The 16,098-nt window shown below is 74.2% G+C and carries 14 protein-coding genes and 1 pseudogene; 3 read left to right on the top strand and 12 right to left on the bottom strand.

Annotated features, from left to right (window positions below; genetic code table 11):
- Positions 1–247: 247 nt before the first annotated feature.
- Together ACTMS0_RS26140 and ACTMS0_RS26145 are read right to left on the bottom strand one after the other, a co-directional pair.
- The gene (locus tag ACTMS0_RS26140) at positions 248–3,673 is read right to left on the bottom strand and encodes a family 16 glycoside hydrolase (RefSeq protein ID WP_441157915.1); all 3,426 of its coding nucleotides are present in this window, start codon (positions 3,671–3,673) and stop codon (positions 248–250) included.
- Positions 3,674–3,908: 235 nt separating this feature from the next.
- On the bottom strand, positions 3,909–4,424 hold the full coding sequence (locus ACTMS0_RS26145) for a 2'-5' RNA ligase family protein (RefSeq protein ID WP_441157916.1): 516 nt from the start codon (positions 4,422–4,424) through the stop codon (positions 3,909–3,911).
- 202 nt (positions 4,425–4,626) lie between these two features.
- Between ACTMS0_RS26145 and ACTMS0_RS26150 the strand changes: the two genes are divergently transcribed.
- Positions 4,627–5,004: an SCP2 sterol-binding domain-containing protein gene (locus ACTMS0_RS26150; protein WP_441157917.1), complete on the top strand. Its 378-nt coding sequence runs from the start codon at positions 4,627–4,629 to the stop codon at positions 5,002–5,004.
- On the top strand, positions 5,001–7,067 hold the full coding sequence (locus ACTMS0_RS26155; protein ID WP_441157918.1) for an amylo-alpha-1,6-glucosidase: 2,067 nt from the start codon (positions 5,001–5,003) through the stop codon (positions 7,065–7,067). The genes ACTMS0_RS26150 and ACTMS0_RS26155 overlap by 4 nt, the downstream gene beginning before the upstream one ends.
- On the opposite strand, the gene ACTMS0_RS26160 is transcribed toward ACTMS0_RS26155, so the two are convergent.
- The 3 genes from ACTMS0_RS26160 to ACTMS0_RS26170 all read right to left on the bottom strand — a co-directional run bounded on the left by ACTMS0_RS26160 (position 6,948) and on the right by ACTMS0_RS26170 (position 9,214).
- A complete protein-coding gene (locus ACTMS0_RS26160) occupies positions 6,948–7,766 on the bottom strand; it encodes a Pr6Pr family membrane protein (protein ID WP_441157919.1) in 819 nt (272 codons plus the stop codon). The two genes, ACTMS0_RS26155 and ACTMS0_RS26160, sit on opposite strands and share 120 nt — an antisense overlap.
- A gap of 59 nt (positions 7,767–7,825) precedes the next feature.
- Positions 7,826–8,593, bottom strand: coding sequence for a hypothetical protein (locus ACTMS0_RS26165; RefSeq protein WP_441157920.1), 768 nt, complete (start codon positions 8,591–8,593; stop codon positions 7,826–7,828).
- A gap of 114 nt (positions 8,594–8,707) precedes the next feature.
- Positions 8,708–9,214: a DinB family protein gene (locus ACTMS0_RS26170; protein ID WP_441157921.1), complete on the bottom strand. Its 507-nt coding sequence runs from the start codon at positions 9,212–9,214 to the stop codon at positions 8,708–8,710.
- A gap of 129 nt (positions 9,215–9,343) precedes the next feature.
- Between ACTMS0_RS26170 and ACTMS0_RS26175 the strand changes: the two genes are divergently transcribed.
- Positions 9,344–10,249 carry a DUF72 domain-containing protein gene (locus tag ACTMS0_RS26175; protein ID WP_441157922.1) on the top strand — a complete coding sequence of 302 codons (906 nt, stop codon included), beginning with the start codon at positions 9,344–9,346 and terminating at the stop codon, positions 10,247–10,249.
- Positions 10,250–10,294: 45 nt separating this feature from the next.
- Here the strand turns inward: ACTMS0_RS26175 and ACTMS0_RS26180 are convergent, their stop codons facing one another.
- The 7 genes and pseudogenes from ACTMS0_RS26180 to ACTMS0_RS26210 form a co-directional block, all read right to left on the bottom strand.
- A complete protein-coding gene (locus tag ACTMS0_RS26180; protein ID WP_441157923.1) occupies positions 10,295–10,657 on the bottom strand; it encodes a hypothetical protein in 363 nt (120 codons plus the stop codon).
- Between the two features lie 132 nt (positions 10,658–10,789).
- Positions 10,790–11,446 carry a hypothetical protein gene (locus ACTMS0_RS26185; protein ID WP_441157924.1) on the bottom strand — a complete coding sequence of 219 codons (657 nt, stop codon included), beginning with the start codon at positions 11,444–11,446 and terminating at the stop codon, positions 10,790–10,792.
- A 220-nt stretch (positions 11,447–11,666) separates the two neighbouring features.
- Positions 11,667–12,521 carry an alpha/beta hydrolase family protein gene (locus tag ACTMS0_RS26190; RefSeq protein WP_441157925.1) on the bottom strand — a complete coding sequence of 285 codons (855 nt, stop codon included), beginning with the start codon at positions 12,519–12,521 and terminating at the stop codon, positions 11,667–11,669.
- Between the two features lie 53 nt (positions 12,522–12,574).
- Positions 12,575–13,540 (bottom strand): glycosyltransferase family 9 protein, encoded by a 966-nt coding sequence (locus ACTMS0_RS26195; protein WP_441157926.1) that lies wholly within the window; start codon positions 13,538–13,540, stop codon positions 12,575–12,577.
- Positions 13,537–14,232 carry an SDR family oxidoreductase gene (locus tag ACTMS0_RS26200; RefSeq protein ID WP_441157927.1) on the bottom strand — a complete coding sequence of 232 codons (696 nt, stop codon included), beginning with the start codon at positions 14,230–14,232 and terminating at the stop codon, positions 13,537–13,539. The genes ACTMS0_RS26195 and ACTMS0_RS26200 overlap by 4 nt, the downstream gene beginning before the upstream one ends.
- Positions 14,233–14,296: 64 nt before the next feature.
- The gene (locus tag ACTMS0_RS26205; protein WP_441157928.1) at positions 14,297–15,706 is read right to left on the bottom strand and encodes a PfkB family carbohydrate kinase; all 1,410 of its coding nucleotides are present in this window, start codon (positions 15,704–15,706) and stop codon (positions 14,297–14,299) included.
- Positions 15,703–16,098 (bottom strand): annotated as a pseudogene (locus ACTMS0_RS26210) (hypothetical protein); the annotation flags it as partial. The pseudogene ACTMS0_RS26210 and the gene ACTMS0_RS26205, both read right to left, overlap by 4 nt.

A 16,098-nucleotide genomic window follows, 5' to 3' on the forward strand; every position in this document is an offset into this window, starting at 1 on the left:
CATCGCCTCCCCGCGCCGTCGTCGGCCGGCCCGGTCGCCGATCTGGCGTCGACTGCCGGCAGCCACGTTACGAAGAGACCAACCCCAACACCGCGGGTGGCCGTGTCCCTATCAGCGGGCCGTGGACGCCACCCAGCCCGGCGACAACACCCCCCGGATCATCCGTACGACAGGGGCAGTAAGTCATACCGGGCCGGGCGACCGAGGAGTCCCCGGCTGGGGACGATCAAAAAGGTAACGGGGTGGGTCAGGGTAACGGTTCGAGCCAGATGTTGCGGTAGCGGACGTTGGCCCCGGGGTCGCCGTGGTCCTGGAGCCGGATCGGGCCGCCGGCCGCGGTCTCCGCGGCGCCGCCGCCGGTCGGGCCGGTGATCTCCACGTCGTCGTGGACCAGGACACCGTTCCAGCGGACCGTCACGCGGGCGTTGGCGGTCTTGTTCCCAGACCCGTCGAAGCGCGCCGCCCGGAAGGTGATGTCGTACGTCTGCCAGGTCTCCGGTGCGGTGGCCGCGTTGCTGTCGGGCGCCTTCCGGTCGTAGATCGAGCCGGCCTCGGTGTCGTCCAGCGACGTGTCGCCGTACGAGTCGAGCACCTGGATTTCGTACCGGTCCTGGAGGTAGACGCCGCTGTTGCCGCGCGCCTGCCCGGTGACCGTCGACGGGTACGTGGGCTGCCACCACTCCACGTGCAGCGTGAAGTCGCCGAAGGTCTGCCTGGTCCGGATGTCGCCGCCCAGCACCTCCGCCGAGCCGTTGGCGAGCGGCCAGGTGGCGGCGCCGCCGCCGGTGGCCTGCCAGGCGTCCAGGTCATCACCGTCGAAGAGTTGGATCCGTCCGCCTCCGCCGTTGACGACCCAGTGCTGGTTGGCGCCGCCCACGTACGTCCAGATCAGGATCTGGGTGCCGTCGGCGGTGGCGCCGCCCGCGGCGTCGAGCACCTTGCCGGACGGCGGGTTGAGGATCGAGCCGTTCGCCTGCGGCTGCCACTTCTGGGAGCCGGTGCCGTTGCAGGTCCACAACTGCACCTTGGTGCCGTCGGCGGTGGCGCCGTTGTCGACGGCCAGGCACTTGCCGAGTGCCTGGAAGGTGTCCCCGACGCGGGTCCACTTCTGGGCGTTGGTGCCGTTGCACGTCCAGAGCTGGATCTTGGTGCCGTCGGCGGTGCCGGAGTTGCTGACGTCCAGACACTTGCCGCCGACGCCGGTGATCGTTCCGGAGCCGCCGCCGGCCGGGCCGTACGCCTCGAACTCGTAGACGCGCGCGGCGGGGTCCGTGGTGCTGGTCGGCGCGGTGACGTTCAGCCGGACGTAGCGGGCCGACACCGCCGCCACGTCGTGTGTCGTGGTGCTCGCGGTGTTGCCCGTGACGGTCGCCCGGGTGGTCCAGGTCGTCCCGTCGGTGCTGGTGGCGATCGTGAAGTCCCTCGTGTTCCAGGCGGTGTTCTCGCCACCCGCGCCGGCGTGCTTCACGACGAACCGGCTCACGTCACGGCCGGCGCCGAGGTCGACCTGGAGGAACCGGGTGCCGCCCTTCGAGCACCACTTGTCACCGTTGCCGCCGGAGACGCTGCCGTTGACCGCCTTCTCCGGGCCCTCGGTCGCCGCGCAGGAACTGTCCGCCGTGGCCGGCCGGTTGAGCGCCAGGTTGGTGCCGCCGGTGGGCGGCGGGGTGCTGCCGGGGATGGCGTTCAGGGTGTACCACGCCTCGGTGCTCCACAGCGACTGGCCGGTGGACGAGGTGAACGGGCGGGGTGAGCGGACGTACACGACGTGTCCGGCCTTGCGGCCCGGGATGGTCAGCGTGACCTTCCGGCGGTCGGCCGACAGGGTGGCCGACGAGACCGTCAACGTCTCCTCGCCGATCTTCGGGCCGCCGTAGGCGGCGGTGGGCTGGTACCGCCACTGCTTGACCCGGTAACGCGCCGCGAGGTCGGTCGCGGTCTCGGTGGACAGCGGCTGCGTGTACTCCAGCTCGAAGCCGCCCGTCGTGGCGCGCATGGCGAGGATGTCGAAGGTGCTGGTGCCGTTCGGGGTGAGTTTCTGCAGACCGTACGTCAGCTTGCCGGTCTGACCCCAGTTGCCACCGGCGCCGAGCCCGCCGACGTAGATGGCGCCGTCCGGCCCGAGGTGCACCTCCGACACGCCGGCCTCCAGACCCTGGGTCATCCGGAACAGCGCGCCCTGGTACTCGCCGTTGACCTTCTCCAGGTACGCGCGCTGGAGCCCGCCGTACGTGACGTCACCGATCAGCAGTTGGCCGGCGAAGGTGCCGCTGGGCAGCAGCACCGGGGCGCTGGGGGAGTTGGCGATCTCGTTCTGCGGCATCCACAGCACCGGTGGGGTGACCGGCCTGGTGTCGAACGGGCCGGCCGGGTTCAGGTAGTGGTTGAAGAACCGGTCCTGCTTGACGTGCAGCAGTTTCGACGAGGGCAGCCAGCCGCCCTGGTTGTCGGTGACGAAGATGCCGTTCTCCGGCCCCCAGCCGATGCCGTGCGGCGTCCGCAGGCCGCCGGCGACGTACGAGACGGCGCCGGTGTCCTTGTGCACCTTGACGGTGGTGCCCCGGTTGGGGGCCGGCTGGGGGTCGGTGGTGGCGCCGCCGTAGTTGATCGACACGGAGAGGTTCAGGTAGAAGTACGGCGCCTGGTAGAGCAGGCCGAACGCGAACTCGTGGAAGTTCCCGCCGTACGGCCAGGTGGCCACGGTCTGGTACTGGTCGGCGACCTCGTCGCCGTTGGTGTCCACCAGCCGGGTCAGCCGCTGCTTCTCCGACACGTGGACGACACCGTCGACCACCTTCAGGCCCATCGGCTCCTTGAGGTTGTCGGCGATCTTCTTGGTGGTGACGCTTCCGGGTCCGGTGGATCCACCGGTGTTGTCCAGGATGTACACCTCGCCGTCCTGGGAGGTGCCGGACTGGTCGTTGCCGCCCCAGGTGGCGATGACCAGTCGGCCGTCGGCGAGCCAGTCCATGCCGGTGACCTTGGGTTGGAAGCCGCTCGGCCGCAGGTTGGTGAGGCTGTAGCCGGGATGGACACCGGTCAGCGGCAGACCGTCGCCGGGGGAGTCGAAGATTCCCTCGCACTCCTTGCGGCCCGGCGACGTCACCCGGACGACGTCGGCGTCGGTGCTCAGCGCCGAGTTGGGCACGAGTGTGAAGCTCGACGATCCGGGGGTCCGCCACTCGAGCGTGATCTGCTGGCCGCCGTCGCGCTCGAAGTGGTCGAGGCGCAACGGATGCAGCCCGGCCGCGAGGGTGACCGTCCCCTCCTTCGGCGTCGGGCCGTGCAGGCCGTCGTGGTCGACGACGACCGTGCTGCCGATGGTCAGCTTCGAGCCGTCGTCGCTGCTGAGCCGGAACGCGTAGGAGCCGGCCTGGGTGACCGTCAGGTTGCCGAGCACCTGCGTCACGAAGCGGTCCTCGAAGCCGAAGTCGGCGCTGGACGTCCAGTTGATCGTCGGCATCAGCTTGTCGATGTTCGGAGTCTGACCGGGCTTGAGGGTGCAGAGTTCGTCGAGCGGTACCTGCACGTCGTACACGCGCAGGGTGACGCCCGGCTCCTGGGCGGGTGGTGCCCCCGCCGCCGGCGCGGCCGACAGGCCGGTGGCGGCGAGGACGAGCGCGGCCGACGCCAGGACGGGGCTGCGGAATCGGCGCAGCAGCCAGGTGCCCATCGTTCCTCCTGAGACGCAGTAGGGGTGAGGCGGCGGCCGACCGCGCGGAAAGGTGGTGGGGGAGACGGCGACCGCCGACCCGGAGCCAGGGGGGTGATCGACGCCGACGATGTGGCCCTGGAAACCGGGGTGATGAGCTGAGACATTAGACCGGACTTCGATATCTTTCGATGGAACCAGCGAAAGTTCTAGCTGACTGGGCGAAAGGTGATGTCGTCCTTTATGGACGAAACGGTCAGGGCAGCGGGTGGGTGATGCCGCGCGCGTGGTCGGCCACGCCCGCGGCCACGACCGTCGCGGTGAGCGGGAGCATCTCCAGACAACGGCGGACGGCGGCGGCCATCAGGATGTTCGGCACCCGCATGGACAGGGTGCAGTGCGGCACCCAGCGACCCGGGCGGTAGTGCTCGGCCAGCGCGACCCCGGCGTCGGCCAGCCGGTCGTGCACCCGCCGGTGGTGCGCCAGCAGTTCGGCGGTCGGTGTGACGCCCAGCCAGAGCACCCGGCCCACGAACTGCCCGGCGTACTGGAACTCCAGTCGCAGCGGCTCCGCCACCACGCACCCGGTGAGGGCCTCGGCCACCTGCTCCGGGTCCAGGCGCGGCGCCACCGCGAGCGAGACGTGGGGGCGGTGCCGCTGCTCCAGCAGCGAGCGCATGCTCTGCACGCCCTCGGCCTCGAGCGCGTCCCAGAGCACCCGGATCCGCCGGGTGGCGTCGGTGTCCAGGTAGAGCTCCAGCGCGGCGACCACGTGATCATCGTAGGGCCCGCTCCGCGCGATCCCGGGCCGCGTGCGACGACCCGCTGCGGGCGCGACGGCGGCACGGCCCTCGAGCGTGCCGTCGGCCATCGTCCGGTACGCGGTGACCGCGAACGCCCCCGGTTCACCCGCTTCGGGTGAACCGGCCTCACCCCGGGTGGTGTCAGCCTGCCAGGGAAGGAAGGGGGAGGAGATGACGACGTCCGCGGCGGACCTGCTGCGGCGGCTGGGGGAGGACCTCCACCCCGACCTGCCCGAGACCACCGCCGGCACGGTACGCCTCGACGTCCGCGGGGACAGGCGGACGGAACACTGGTACCTGACCATCGCCGACCAGCGGGTCGCGGTGACCCGCAGCGCCGACGAGGCCGACCTGGTCGTGCGCGCCGACCGCGCGGTGTTCGACCGGATCGCCGCCGGGACGCTGCACCCCGCCGCCGCGCTCGGTCGAAACGACCTGACCGTGCGGGGCGACATCCGGCTGTTCATGATGCTCCGCCGGCTCTTCCCCGGCCCGCCCGGCGCCCGCCACCCCCGTGCGATGGCGGCCGGTACGCGGAGGCGCCCGTGAGGCAGGAGCGGGTGCACGTGATGGCGGGCAACGCCTTCGCGATCAGCGACGCGCAGGGGGACATGGAGGTCGATCCCCGCGCGCCGGTCGGCCTGTTCTCCTTCGACACCCGGTTCCTCGCGCACTGGGTGCTCCGCGTCGACGGGGAGCGGTTGCACGCCCTGTCCCGGGACGACATGACGTACTTCGAGACCCGGTTCTTCCTCGTCCCCGGCACCGCCAGCCACTACGTCGACGCCGACATCTCGGTGATCCGGCACCGGTCCCTCGACGACAGCTTCAACGAGAAGATCATCGTGCTCAACCACTCCGCCGACCCGGCTGACCTGACGGTCCGGATGGAGATGGGCAGCGACTTCTCCGACGTCGCCGAGGTCCGCCGGCCGCGCGAGCGGCGGGTCGAGGTCACCCCGGAACCGGCGCACCGGCAGTTGCGGCTCCGGTACCGCCGGGAACGGTTCGACCGCGAGGTGATCGTGACCAGCACCGCGCCCGTCGAGGTCGACGAGCGGGGGATGACCTTCCGGATCCGGGTGGCGCCGCGCGGGCAGTGGGAGACCGACCTGCACGTCTGCATGACCGTGCGCGGCGAAGGTGGCCACGACATGCGCGCCGACCTGCAGACCCACCACCTCCACGTCCGCCGGGACATGCGCGACGACCTGCGTGCCTGGCTCGCCCGGGCACCCACGCTCGTGGCCGAGAACGACGCGCTGGCGGCGGCGTACGAGCGGTGCCTGACCGACCTCGCCGCCCTCCGCTACGAGCCGCTGTCGTCCACCCGGCTGGTCACGGTCGGCGGGCTGCCGTGGGCGATGTCGCTGTACGGGCGCGACGTCCTGGTGACCTGCCTGCAGACGCTGCCGTTCGCGCCGGAGTTGACGCCGGTGGCGCTGCGCCTGCTGGCCCTGCTCCAGGGTGGCCGGCTGGACGACGTCCACGAGGAGGAACCCGGCAAGATCCTCGCCCAGCTGCGCTACGGGGAGGCCGCCGCGTTCGGCGACCAGCCGACCACCCTCTACTACGGCGCCGCCGACACCACGCCGCTGTTCGTGGTGCTGCTCGACGAGTACGAGCGCTGGTCCGGCGACGTCGCGCTGGTGCGGGAGCTGCGCCACCCGGCGCGGATGGCGCTGGACTGGATCGACGAGTACGGCGCGTCGACCGGCGACGGGTACGTCCGCTACCAGCGCCGCAACGACCGTCAGGGTTCGCTCAACCAGTGCTGGAAGGACTCGCCGGAGGCGATCACCGACCGGAACGGGCGGCAACCCGGCTATCCGCGCGCGACCTGCGAGGTGCAGGGCTACGCGTACGACGCGAAGGTGCGCGGCGCCCGCCTCGCCCGCGAGTTCTGGGGCGAGCCGGCGTACGCGGACCGCCTGGAGCGGGAGGCGGCGCAGCTGAAGCGGCGGTTCAACGAGGACTTCTGGCTGCCCGAGCGGGGCTACTACGCGCTGGCTCTCGGCCCCGACGGCGAGCCGGCCGACGCGCTCACCTCCAACGTCGGTCACCTGCTGTGGAGCGGGATCGTCCCCGAGGACCGAGCCGGTACGCTCGCCGACCACCTGGTCGGCCCGGACCTCTTCTCCGGCTGGGGCGTGCGCACCCTCGCGGCCGGCCAGCCCGTCTACAACCCGGTCGGTTCGCACCTGGGCGCGGTGTGGCCGTGGGACAACGCCCTGATCGCCGCCGGTCTGCGCCGGTACGGGTGCGACCGGGCGGCGGCGCGGATCGCGCAGGGGATGTTCGACATGGCCGAGACCGTCGGCGGGGCGGTGCCCGAGGTCATCGCCGGCTACCCGCACACCCTGACGAAGTACCCCGTCCAGCTGCCGACCGCCGGCCGCCCACAGGCGTGGTCCTCCGGCGGGTTGCTGATGCTGCTCGCCACCGTCCTCGGCCTGGTCCCGTGCGGCGAGAACCTGTTGGTGAACCCGGCGCTACCGGAGGGCTTCGGGCGGATCGAGCTGTTGGACGTCCCCGGCCGGTGGGGTCACGCCGACGCCTACGGCCGGGACCGCACCGCCGCGCTGCCCGGGTACAGGCCCCGCCTGCGTTGACCCGGACATCGGGCCCGCCGTCCCGGCCGGCGGCGGCCCGGGAGCTGTCGGCCAGACCGCCGCGGCCGGCGGCCGCCACCGGGCCAGCCCCCGGTCCACACCGACGAACACGAGCCCGAGCAGCCAGAACGCGAAGGCGAAGAAGGTCGCGCTGACTCCGACACCGTCGTAGCCCAGCTCCCGGGCGTCGATGAACGGGTACGGGTACCGCTCGACGAGCAGACCGCGGACCAGCGCGAATCCCAGGTAGCCGAGCGGGAACGCCAGCCACCACACCGCGTACCGCGGGCGCAGGCGGCCCCGCCGGTCGAACAGCGCCCAGTCCGCCAGGGCGAGCAGCGGCACGACCGTGTGCAGGAACTGGTTGCCCAGCGCCTCGCCGAACGCCCGGTCCGGCTGGGACATCGCGAACGGGCTGGCCGGGTTGGCCAGCACCAGGTGGTAGACCACGCCGGTGATGGTGATGTAGAGCGTCACCGCGCCCTTGAGCGCCGGCCGCGGCTCCGGCCGGTCCTGGTGGGCCCGCCAGGCCGCGTACCCGGCGAAGAGCCCGACGGCGACGTTGCTCTGGATGGTGAAGTACGGCAGCAGGCCGGTGACCGTCGCCGGGCCGAGGGCGGTGAGCACGATCCCCGCGAGCACGCTGAACACCATCGCCAGGCGGAGGGCCACCGCCGCGCGTCGACGCCGCAGACTCATCGGGGCAAGCTACCAGTCGCCCGCACCGCGATCGCCGGTCGAGGACGCCCGGCGCCGCCTCACTTCGGGCCGGTGGCCGGTGCCGACGTCCGGTGCCCGTCGCCGGGTGCCGGGTCGCCCGGTGCCGTGGGCTGCCCGGGCGCCGCGGTGGGTGGCTGCGTCGCCCGGCCGGTGGGCCGGACGGTCGGCTGGTTGCCGCGTCCGTCGGTCGGGGTCGCCTCCGGACCGTTGCCGGGCTTCCCGGCCAGCACCCGGTCGCAGTAGCCGGGCACCTTGTCCCGCCCGCCCGCGGTGCCGATGAGGTCGCGGAAGACCGGGTTGTCCAGGGTGCGGCCGGGGTTGTCGCCGGGGTCGGCCCGGTACACCCGGCACAGGCTCACCATCGAGGCAGCGGGATCGGGCCGGTCCGTCCCGCCGGTGGGGAGAGCGGGCCGGGGCTCGGCGCCGGTGGTGGGGGAGCCGGGCGAGGCCGGGGCCGACGTCGCCGGCGGCGCGGACGGCCGCAGCGGGTTCGGCAGGGCGCCCCCGGCGGCGGCCAGCGCCACCCCGCCGGTGCCCGCCACCAGCAGCCCGACCAGGGCCGCCCGCACACCGAAGCCGGCGAGCGGGAAGCGCCGCCGGCACTTCGGCACGGTCACCGGGGCGCCGAGGAGCGCCAGGTGGTACGCCCGCACCGCCGCGGCCTCCCCGGCCAGCTCACCGGGCTCCGGCGCAGCACGGACCGCCGACAGGAGCGGTACGAGGGGGTGCCGCCCGTCCGGGGGGTCGACGGCGGTGCCGTCGAGCAGCCGCTCGACGGTTGCGGAGTCAAACCGGTGCGCATTCATCTCGTGTCCCTCAGCGCCAGCGATCGACTGGGCGTCACACCGATGGAGTGTGACGTGGGACAACGGCGGACACGCGGGTGTGGCGGGGCCGGAAGGGTGACCCGGCGGCGCGACTCAGCCCATCGTCTTGGCGCCGTCGATCGACTCGCGGAGGATGTCGGCGTGCCCCGCGTGCTGGGCGGTCTCCGCGATGACGTGCAGCAGGACCCGGCGGACGCTCCAGCTCACGCCGGGCTCGAACCACGGAGCCGAGGGCAGCGGGTGGGACGCGTCCAGGTCGAGCGTGGTGACCAGTTCGTCCGTCCGGGCGGCCACCTCGGCGTAGGCGTCGAGGAGGCCGGCGAGCGTGTCGCCCCCGGTCATCCGGAACTGGCCGACCCAGTCCACCGGTTCGCTGGCCATCGCGTCGGCGCCGCCGACCGCGAAGCGCAGCCAGCTGGCCTCCGTGGTCGCCACGTGCTTGATGAGGCCGCCGAGGCACAGCTCGCTCACCGTGCTGCAGCCAGCGGCCTGCTCGTCGCTGAGCCCCTCCACGGTCTGCCGGAGGAAGCCGCGGTGGCGGCGCAGGCTCGCCAGCAGGTCGGCGCGTTCACCCGTGATGGACGGTGCGGAAGTGGTCATGGCGGTCACCCTTCGCCGATGGTGGGAACACGGCTGACGATAGGTGCGACCACCGACAGGATCCGTCGCCAGGGTGCCGGTTTTCGCCCTGCGGTTGCCGGTTCGTCCGATCCGCGCTCCACTAATTACATGGGTGTCATCAAGGTGGGCACGGCGTCCTGGACGGACCAACTGCTGCTGCGGTCCGGCTGGTATCCGCGGTCCGCCACCACCCCCGCCGCCCGGTTGGCCCACTACGCCGGTCGCTTCCCCCTCGTGGAGGTGGACACGTCGTACTACGCGGTGCCGGCACCGGAGACGACCCACGGCTGGGCAGCGGCGACACCGGACGGCTTCACCTTCGACGTCAAGGCGTTCCGCCTGTTCACCGGGCACCCGACGCCGGTCGACGCGCTCCCGGCGGACCTGCGCCCGGCGGGCGGCCCGACCCACGTCCGCCGGCGGGATCTGGCGCCCGAGGCGTACGACGAGCTGTGGGCCCGGTTCCGGGCGGCGCTGGACCCGCTCGCGGCGGCCGGGCGGCTCGGAGCCGTGCTGTTGCAGTTCCCGCCCTGGCTCGCCCGGGGCGACGCCGCCCGGCGCCGGATCGTCGAGCTGGCCGGGCGGTGCCGGCCGTGGCCGGTCGCAGTGGAGCTCCGGCACGGCTCCTGGTTCGACGGCGCCACCGCGCTCGACACCCTCGCGTTCCTGCGTGAGCACGACCTCGCGCACGTCACCGTCGACATGCCGCAGGGCCACCCCTCGTCGGTGCCGCCGATCCCGGTCGCCACGGCCGACCTCGGGGTGGTCCGCTTCCACGGGCACAGCACCGCCTGGGAGTCCGGCGACAAGCAGGAGAAGTTCCGCTACGCGTACGGCGAGCAGGAGCTGCGCCACTGGGCGGACCTGCTCGTCGAGCTGGCCGGGCAGAGCGCCGAGCTGCACGTGCTGTTCAACAACTGCTGCGGTGACCAGGCGCAGCGCGACGCCGCCCGCCTCGCCGACCTGCTCGGCGTCGAGCCGGTCCCCTCACCCGAGCCGGCCCGCTCCGGTTGACCGGTTTTCCCGCGCGCCGCCGGGTGCCACCGCCGGCGCGAGCGTTCAGGAGCGGCGGCCCCGCGTGCGCAGAGCGTCCTCGGAGCGCTGGTCGATGTCGGCGTCGTCCGGGAACGACCGGCGCGAGGGCGCCGGGTCCGGGGGCGCGCCGGGGCCGGCCGTCGGCGTACGCGTCGGTTCCACCGGCCCGAAGCCGTGCCGGCCCGCCCGGCCGGCCGGCCCGGCCGGCTCACCGGCACGACGGTCGCCGCGCCGCCCCTCCGGTACCGCGGTCTCCTCGCTGCCCTCGTCCATCGGGTCGTCCTCGCCCGCCCCCCACGGCGGGTCCGAGTCGACGCCGTCCCGGGTGACCCACGGGGTGGTCGCCTCCGGCTGCCGTCCGTCGCCGCGTCCGCTGTTCCCGGTCATCGTCGCCCACCTCGCTGCTCTCGTCCGGCCGGTACCGCCGGCCGATTGCCCGCCCCGGCCGTCGTCATGCCTGCGGGGCTGGCCGGGCGTGTCCCGCCGTCGAGATGCGGCGGGACTACGCCGGGCGCCGCCTCAGCGGCCGGACATCGCCATCCCGCGCCGGGCCGCTCCCGTCATGGCCATCTTGCGCCCGGCCGCACCCATCATCGCCAGCTTGCCCATGTTCTTCGGCGAGCCCAGCGCGCCGGCCCGCCCGAGCATGCCCCGCAGTACCTGACCGGGCTTCTGCTGCTCACCCATGTACGCGGTGACCACGATCAGCGCCCCGGTCAGCGCCGGGACCGCCCACTGGAGGACCTTCATCTGCCGCTGGCAGGACGCCACGTTCGACGGGGTGGAGTGGTTCGGCTCGGTCGTGCCGTCCACCGGCGGGTTGCCGGCCTTCTCCAACCTCATGCCCAGCAGCCGGCTGTACCCGGTCACCGCCAGCGCGCTGACGGTGAGGGCCGTCTTGAGCGTGCTGGTCCGAGCCACCCCGGACTGGGCCGCCATCCGCGGGCTCTCCGTCACCAGTTCGCCGACCGCGCCGGCGAGATGGGCGCCGATCGCCGCCGCGTTCACCGGCGTCCACTTGGCCCACCCGGCCGACGCCACCGGCAGTCGCTGGGTCGAGTCGCTGATCTGAGACGCGCCGCCGTTGACGCCGAGCGCTCCCATGAGGGAGCCCCCGAACCAGGCCGCCAGGCCCAGGTCGTGCATCGAGCGCAGCGTGGTGTGCCGTTCGGACATCTGATCCCCTTCCACCGTGTCGGGCGGTGCGGCTTACCCGCCGCCCGAGCCGCTAATCCCGTCCGTCATCCGCCGATACCTCGCGACGCCGCGGATTCGGTGTGGGACCGGAAGGGGCGCCCGGCATCCCGAGCGGCCCGGCGCGAGTCGGGAAGGCCGCAGCCGGGTGGTTCGCCGGACGGGAAGGTGTGCCAACGGCCGCCCCCGGCGGCAGGGGCCGTCAGCGTGGCGGCAGGTCGGCGGCGAACCGGGCCACCCGGTCCGCCAGCGGGGCCGCCGCGCGTACCCAGGTGAAGTGGTCCATCCGGGTCCCGGCCTGCGCCGCCGTGTAGTGCTTGCGCACGACGTTCGCCGCGACGAGCTTGCCGCAGAGGTGATCGAGCGTCTCGTGCGGCGTGTACTGGTCGTCGTCGACGCTGACGGCCAGCACCGGCGTACGGATCTCGCGGACGGCCGCCTCGGCGTCCACCCCGTCCAGGTGCGGGAAGCGGCCGGTCCGGGCGGTGTACGCCCAGTCGCGGATCACGCCACGCGCCTGCCGGCCGCCGAACCCCCAGCCGGGCCACACGCCGAGCAACCGGGCGGTGGCGGCGATCCCCTGCGTGTACGGCAGGACGCCGTACCCCCGCGGGCCCGGGTAGCGGCGCCACCACGGCAGGCCCACGGCGACCAGCGCCAGCCCGTCGACGTCGTGCCCCTCGTGCAGCGCGAGGTGCAGCAGGGCCGCCTGACCGCCGAGGGAGTGCCCGAGCAGGATGCTCCGCCGGCCGTCCCGGCGTTCCTTCAGCGCCGCCAGCACGGCGCCGACATCGGCGGCCAGTTCGGCGTACCCGTAGCGGCAGGCGCGGCTCGGTCGTGGCGTGCTCGTGCCGGTGCCGCGCAGGTCGGCGACCGCGACGGCCAGCCCGGCGGCGCGCAGCGCCGTGGCGAACGGCCGGTAGTAACGCGCGGGGACGCCCATGGCGGGGGAGATCAGCACCAGGGCGTCGCCGCCGCCGTCCGGCTCCGGGTAGACCTGGAGCCCGAGGCGGGCCCCGTCGACGTCGACGAACTCCTGCTGGTACTCCGCGCTCACGGCCTCAATCTACGGCCCCTGCCTACCGCCGGGTAACCAGCGGGTGACCCCCGTCACCCGACCGGTACGCGCTCCGGTGGCCGGGCCGGCGCGGGCACGCGGCGTTCGACCCGCTCCACCGCCGCGAGCACGTCCGGCACGTCGAGCGCCGCCAGCGCCGGATGCGGTACGCCGCCCGCCCGCCCGCCGTCGTACGTGCCGCGCCAGAGCACTTCGTGGCAGGTCCGGTCGGGTGGTGGTCCCCACCGGGCGGGGGAGACGGGGCCGAAGAGGAGGACCGAGGGGGTGCGGTAGGCGGTGGCGAGGTGGGCGATGCCGGTGTCGCCGCTGACGAGGAGTCGGGCGTGGGCGACGAGGGTGGCGAGGTCGTGCAGGTCGGTGCGGCCGGCGAGGATCGCCCGGTCCGGGAGCCCGGCGAGGTGGGCGATCTGCTGGGCGAGGCGGTGCTCGGCGCGGTTGCCGGTGACGACGACGCGGTGGCCGGTGCTGGTGAGGTGCCGGGCCACGGCGGCGAACCGCTCCGGGGGCCAGCGCCGGTGCGGCGCCTTCGCTCCCGGATGGACGATCGTCACCCCGGCGGGCAGCGCACCGATCGGCGGTCGGCGCAGGGCCAGGTCGGTGCGGTCGGCCGGGATGCCGTACCAGGCCAGCAGCCGGCACCAGCGGTCGACCTCGTGCTCGTCGGGTCGCCATGGCGGGCCGTCGTGGTGGGCGGCGTCGGTGTTGGCGAAGGCGAGCAGCCGGCCGGGCCGGGTGGCGGTGAGCATGCGGTGCGACTGAGGGCCGCGCCCGTGCAGGTTGACCGCGAGGTCGGGGGCGGGGCCGGTCCAGGGCAGCCGGCCGAGGCCGGGGGCGTCGACCAGCCGGTCGACGCCCCCGATCAGCTCCACCAGCGGGGCCAGCCAGGCCGGGGCGGCCAGGGTGAGTTCCTGGTCGGGGTAGGTGGTGCGCAGGGCGCGAAGCGCCGGGACGGCGGTGGCGAGGTCGCCGACGCCGAGGGCCCGCAGGACGAGGATCACGGGTAGGAGGTTTCCTGTTCGGCGCAGACCACGAGTTCGCGGACGGCGCAGCCGGCGGGTTGGGACAGGGCGAACAGGACGGCGGCGGCGGTGTCGGCGGGGTCGTTGAGGATGGCGTCGGGGCCGGGCTTGTAGCGGTCGTCGCGGTCGTCGAAGAACGCGGTGCGCATGCCGCCGGGGATGAGCAGGGTGACCCCGACCGTGCCGGCGAGTTCGGCGGCGAGGGCGCGGGTGAACCCGACCACCCCGAACTTCGCCGCGCAGTACGCGGTGGCGTCGCTGACCGCCTTGACCCCCAGCGTCGACGCCACGGTCACCACCGTGCCGTGCGCGGCCTCCAGCGCGGGCAGCGCGGCCCGGACCACCGCCGCCGTGCCGAGCAGGTTGATCGCGACGATCCGGTCCCAGGTCTCGCCCGGCACGTCGGCCAGCCGGCCCGGCACGTCCATGCCGGCGGCGGTGACCAGGCCGGTCAGCCCGCCGGCCTGCTCCACCATCCGCCGGGTGGCCGCCTCGGCGGCTCGCGTGTCGGCCAGGTCGCACTCCACCCACGGCACCCCGTCCGCCGGGGGCTGCCGGTCCAGCACGTACGGCCGCCCACCCGCCTTCGTCACCGCGGTCACGACAGCCGCGCCGAGCCCGCTCGACCCGCCGGTCACCAGGACCGCCGATCCGTTCAGATCCCTGCTCATGCCCGCGCCTCCCGGCAGTCGGCGCCAGCAGGCTCCGCTGCGCTGAGCTTGATGATTCGCTCGCTCATGCTGCTCCCTTGATGAGTCGGTCGCCGCGCTGCCGCGCGGCGGTGATGGTGGCCGTGGTGGACCGGCCGGCCAGGTAGGGCACCGTGACGACCCGGCCGCCCCAGCCGCGGACCAGCTCGGCCTCCGGCAGCTCGGGCGCGCCGTCACCGGCGTAGTCGCCGCCCTTCACCCAGACGTCCGGGCGCAGCCGCGACAGCACGGCGTGCGGTGTGGGCTCGTCGAAGACCACCACCGCGTCCACGCAGTCCAGCGCGGACAGCAGCGCTGCCCGGTCGGCCTCGGTGTTGAGCGGCCGCTCCGGGCCCTTCAGCCCGCGGACGCTGCGGTCGGAGTTGAGGCAGACCACCAGCGCGTCGCCGAGCCGGCGGGCGGCCTGGAGGGTGGCGACGTGCCCGGCGTGCAGGATGTCGAAGCAGCCGCCGGTCGCGACGACCGTGCCGCCGTCGGCGCGTACCCGTGCCACCAACTGCTCGGCCGGGCCCGGCTCGGCCCGGGTGGCCCGCTCCGGTTCCCGGTGCAGGCCGGCGGCGCCACCCGCCGCCACGTACGCCGACGCCACGGTGACCGCCTCGCCGACCGCCTCCGAGACCAGCGCCCCACCGGCGAGCGCGGCGGCAGCCGCCGCGGCGAACCGGTCCCCGGCGCCGCAGGTGTCCTCGACCTTCGCCACCGGCGACGGCGGCGGTACGACCAGCGGTGTGTTGCCGGAGTGGCAGAGCACCGCCCCGGCCGCGCCGGTCGTCACCGCGACCGCACCGACGCGCCATCGCCGGCGCAGTTCGTGCCCCGCACGGGTGGCGGTGGACAGCGCCGAACCGCCACCGGCGTCACCGGTGAGCTGGCGCAGCTCGGCCAGGTTGGGTGTGACCAGCCGGGCCCCCGGCACCGCCGCCGGCCCCTTGGGATGCGGGTCCCACACCACCGGGGCGGACGCCGCCGCCAGGGCGGACCGCAGCGCGGGCTGCCGCAGCACGCCGCGCCCGTAGTCGCTGGCGAGGACGCCCCCGGCGGACGCGATCGCCTCCAGCGCCGCATCCGGCGGTTCGGCCGGTGCCTGCGGCTCGCCGCCCCGGTCCAGCCGCAGCAGCGTCTGGCCGCCCGCCCGCAGCCGGACCTTCTCGGGCGTGGCGCCCGGCATCCGCAGCGGATAGACGCGCACCCCGGCGGCCGTGAGCAGTTCGGCGACGCGGGCCCCCGCCGGGTCGTCGGCGAGCGCGGTCACCAGGGCGACCTCGGTGCCCTGCGCGGCGGCGAGCAGCGCGGCGAGACCCGCGCCACCGGGCCGGTCGGTGGCCGTCCGCTCGTCCAGCACCGGCACCGGCGCGTCCGGGCAGACCCGGCTGACCGTGCCGGCGACGTCGCGGTCCAGGAGCGCGTCTCCGACGATCACCAGCGGCCCGCTCACCGGTCCGCTCCGTCCGTCCGGCCGGCACCGTCGTGCCCGTTGACCCGCCCGTGGGGACCGTGCCCGTTCACGCCGTGCCCGTTCGCGCCGTGCCCGTTCCCGCTGTGGCCGTTCGCGCCGTGGCCGCTCGGGAGGCCGGCGGCGGCCAGGGCACGGCTGTCGAGGAACCGCTCGGTACGCCCGCGCGGCGCGGGCACCCGCGGCAGGTCCCGCACCAGTGGCAGCGCCCGGTCCACGTGCTCGCAGAGCACGTGGCTGGAGACCAGGTGCAGTTCCTGGACGACCTGGCTGTCCGGCGACGGCACCGCGAGGACGTCGTCGCAGAGGTCGGCGAGGGGGTTGGGGGCGGGTCCGGTGAAGGCCCAGCAGCGCAGGCCGGTGTCGCGGCCGGC

This window comes from Micromonospora sp. H33, assembly GCF_052068455.1.
Classification (GTDB): domain Bacteria; phylum Actinomycetota; class Actinomycetes; order Mycobacteriales; family Micromonosporaceae; genus Micromonospora.

Coding starts and splice junctions, on each gene's coding strand:
- ACTMS0_RS26140 (WP_441157915.1), bottom strand. CDS start 3,673: ATGGGCACCTGGCTGCTGCGCCGATTCCGCAGCCCCGTCCTGGCGTCG.
- ACTMS0_RS26150 (WP_441157917.1), top strand. CDS start 4,627: ATGACGACGTCCGCGGCGGACCTGCTGCGGCGGCTGGGGGAGGACCTC.
- ACTMS0_RS26160 (WP_441157919.1), bottom strand. CDS start 7,766: ATGAGTCTGCGGCGTCGACGCGCGGCGGTGGCCCTCCGCCTGGCGATG.
- ACTMS0_RS26165 (WP_441157920.1), bottom strand. CDS start 8,593: ATGAATGCGCACCGGTTTGACTCCGCAACCGTCGAGCGGCTGCTCGAC.
- ACTMS0_RS26170 (WP_441157921.1), bottom strand. CDS start 9,214: ATGACCACTTCCGCACCGTCCATCACGGGTGAACGCGCCGACCTGCTG.
- ACTMS0_RS26175 (WP_441157922.1), top strand. CDS start 9,344: ATGGGTGTCATCAAGGTGGGCACGGCGTCCTGGACGGACCAACTGCTG.
- ACTMS0_RS26180 (WP_441157923.1), bottom strand. CDS start 10,657: ATGACCGGGAACAGCGGACGCGGCGACGGACGGCAGCCGGAGGCGACC.
- ACTMS0_RS26185 (WP_441157924.1), bottom strand. CDS start 11,446: ATGTCCGAACGGCACACCACGCTGCGCTCGATGCACGACCTGGGCCTG.
- ACTMS0_RS26200 (WP_441157927.1), bottom strand. CDS start 14,232: ATGAGCAGGGATCTGAACGGATCGGCGGTCCTGGTGACCGGCGGGTCG.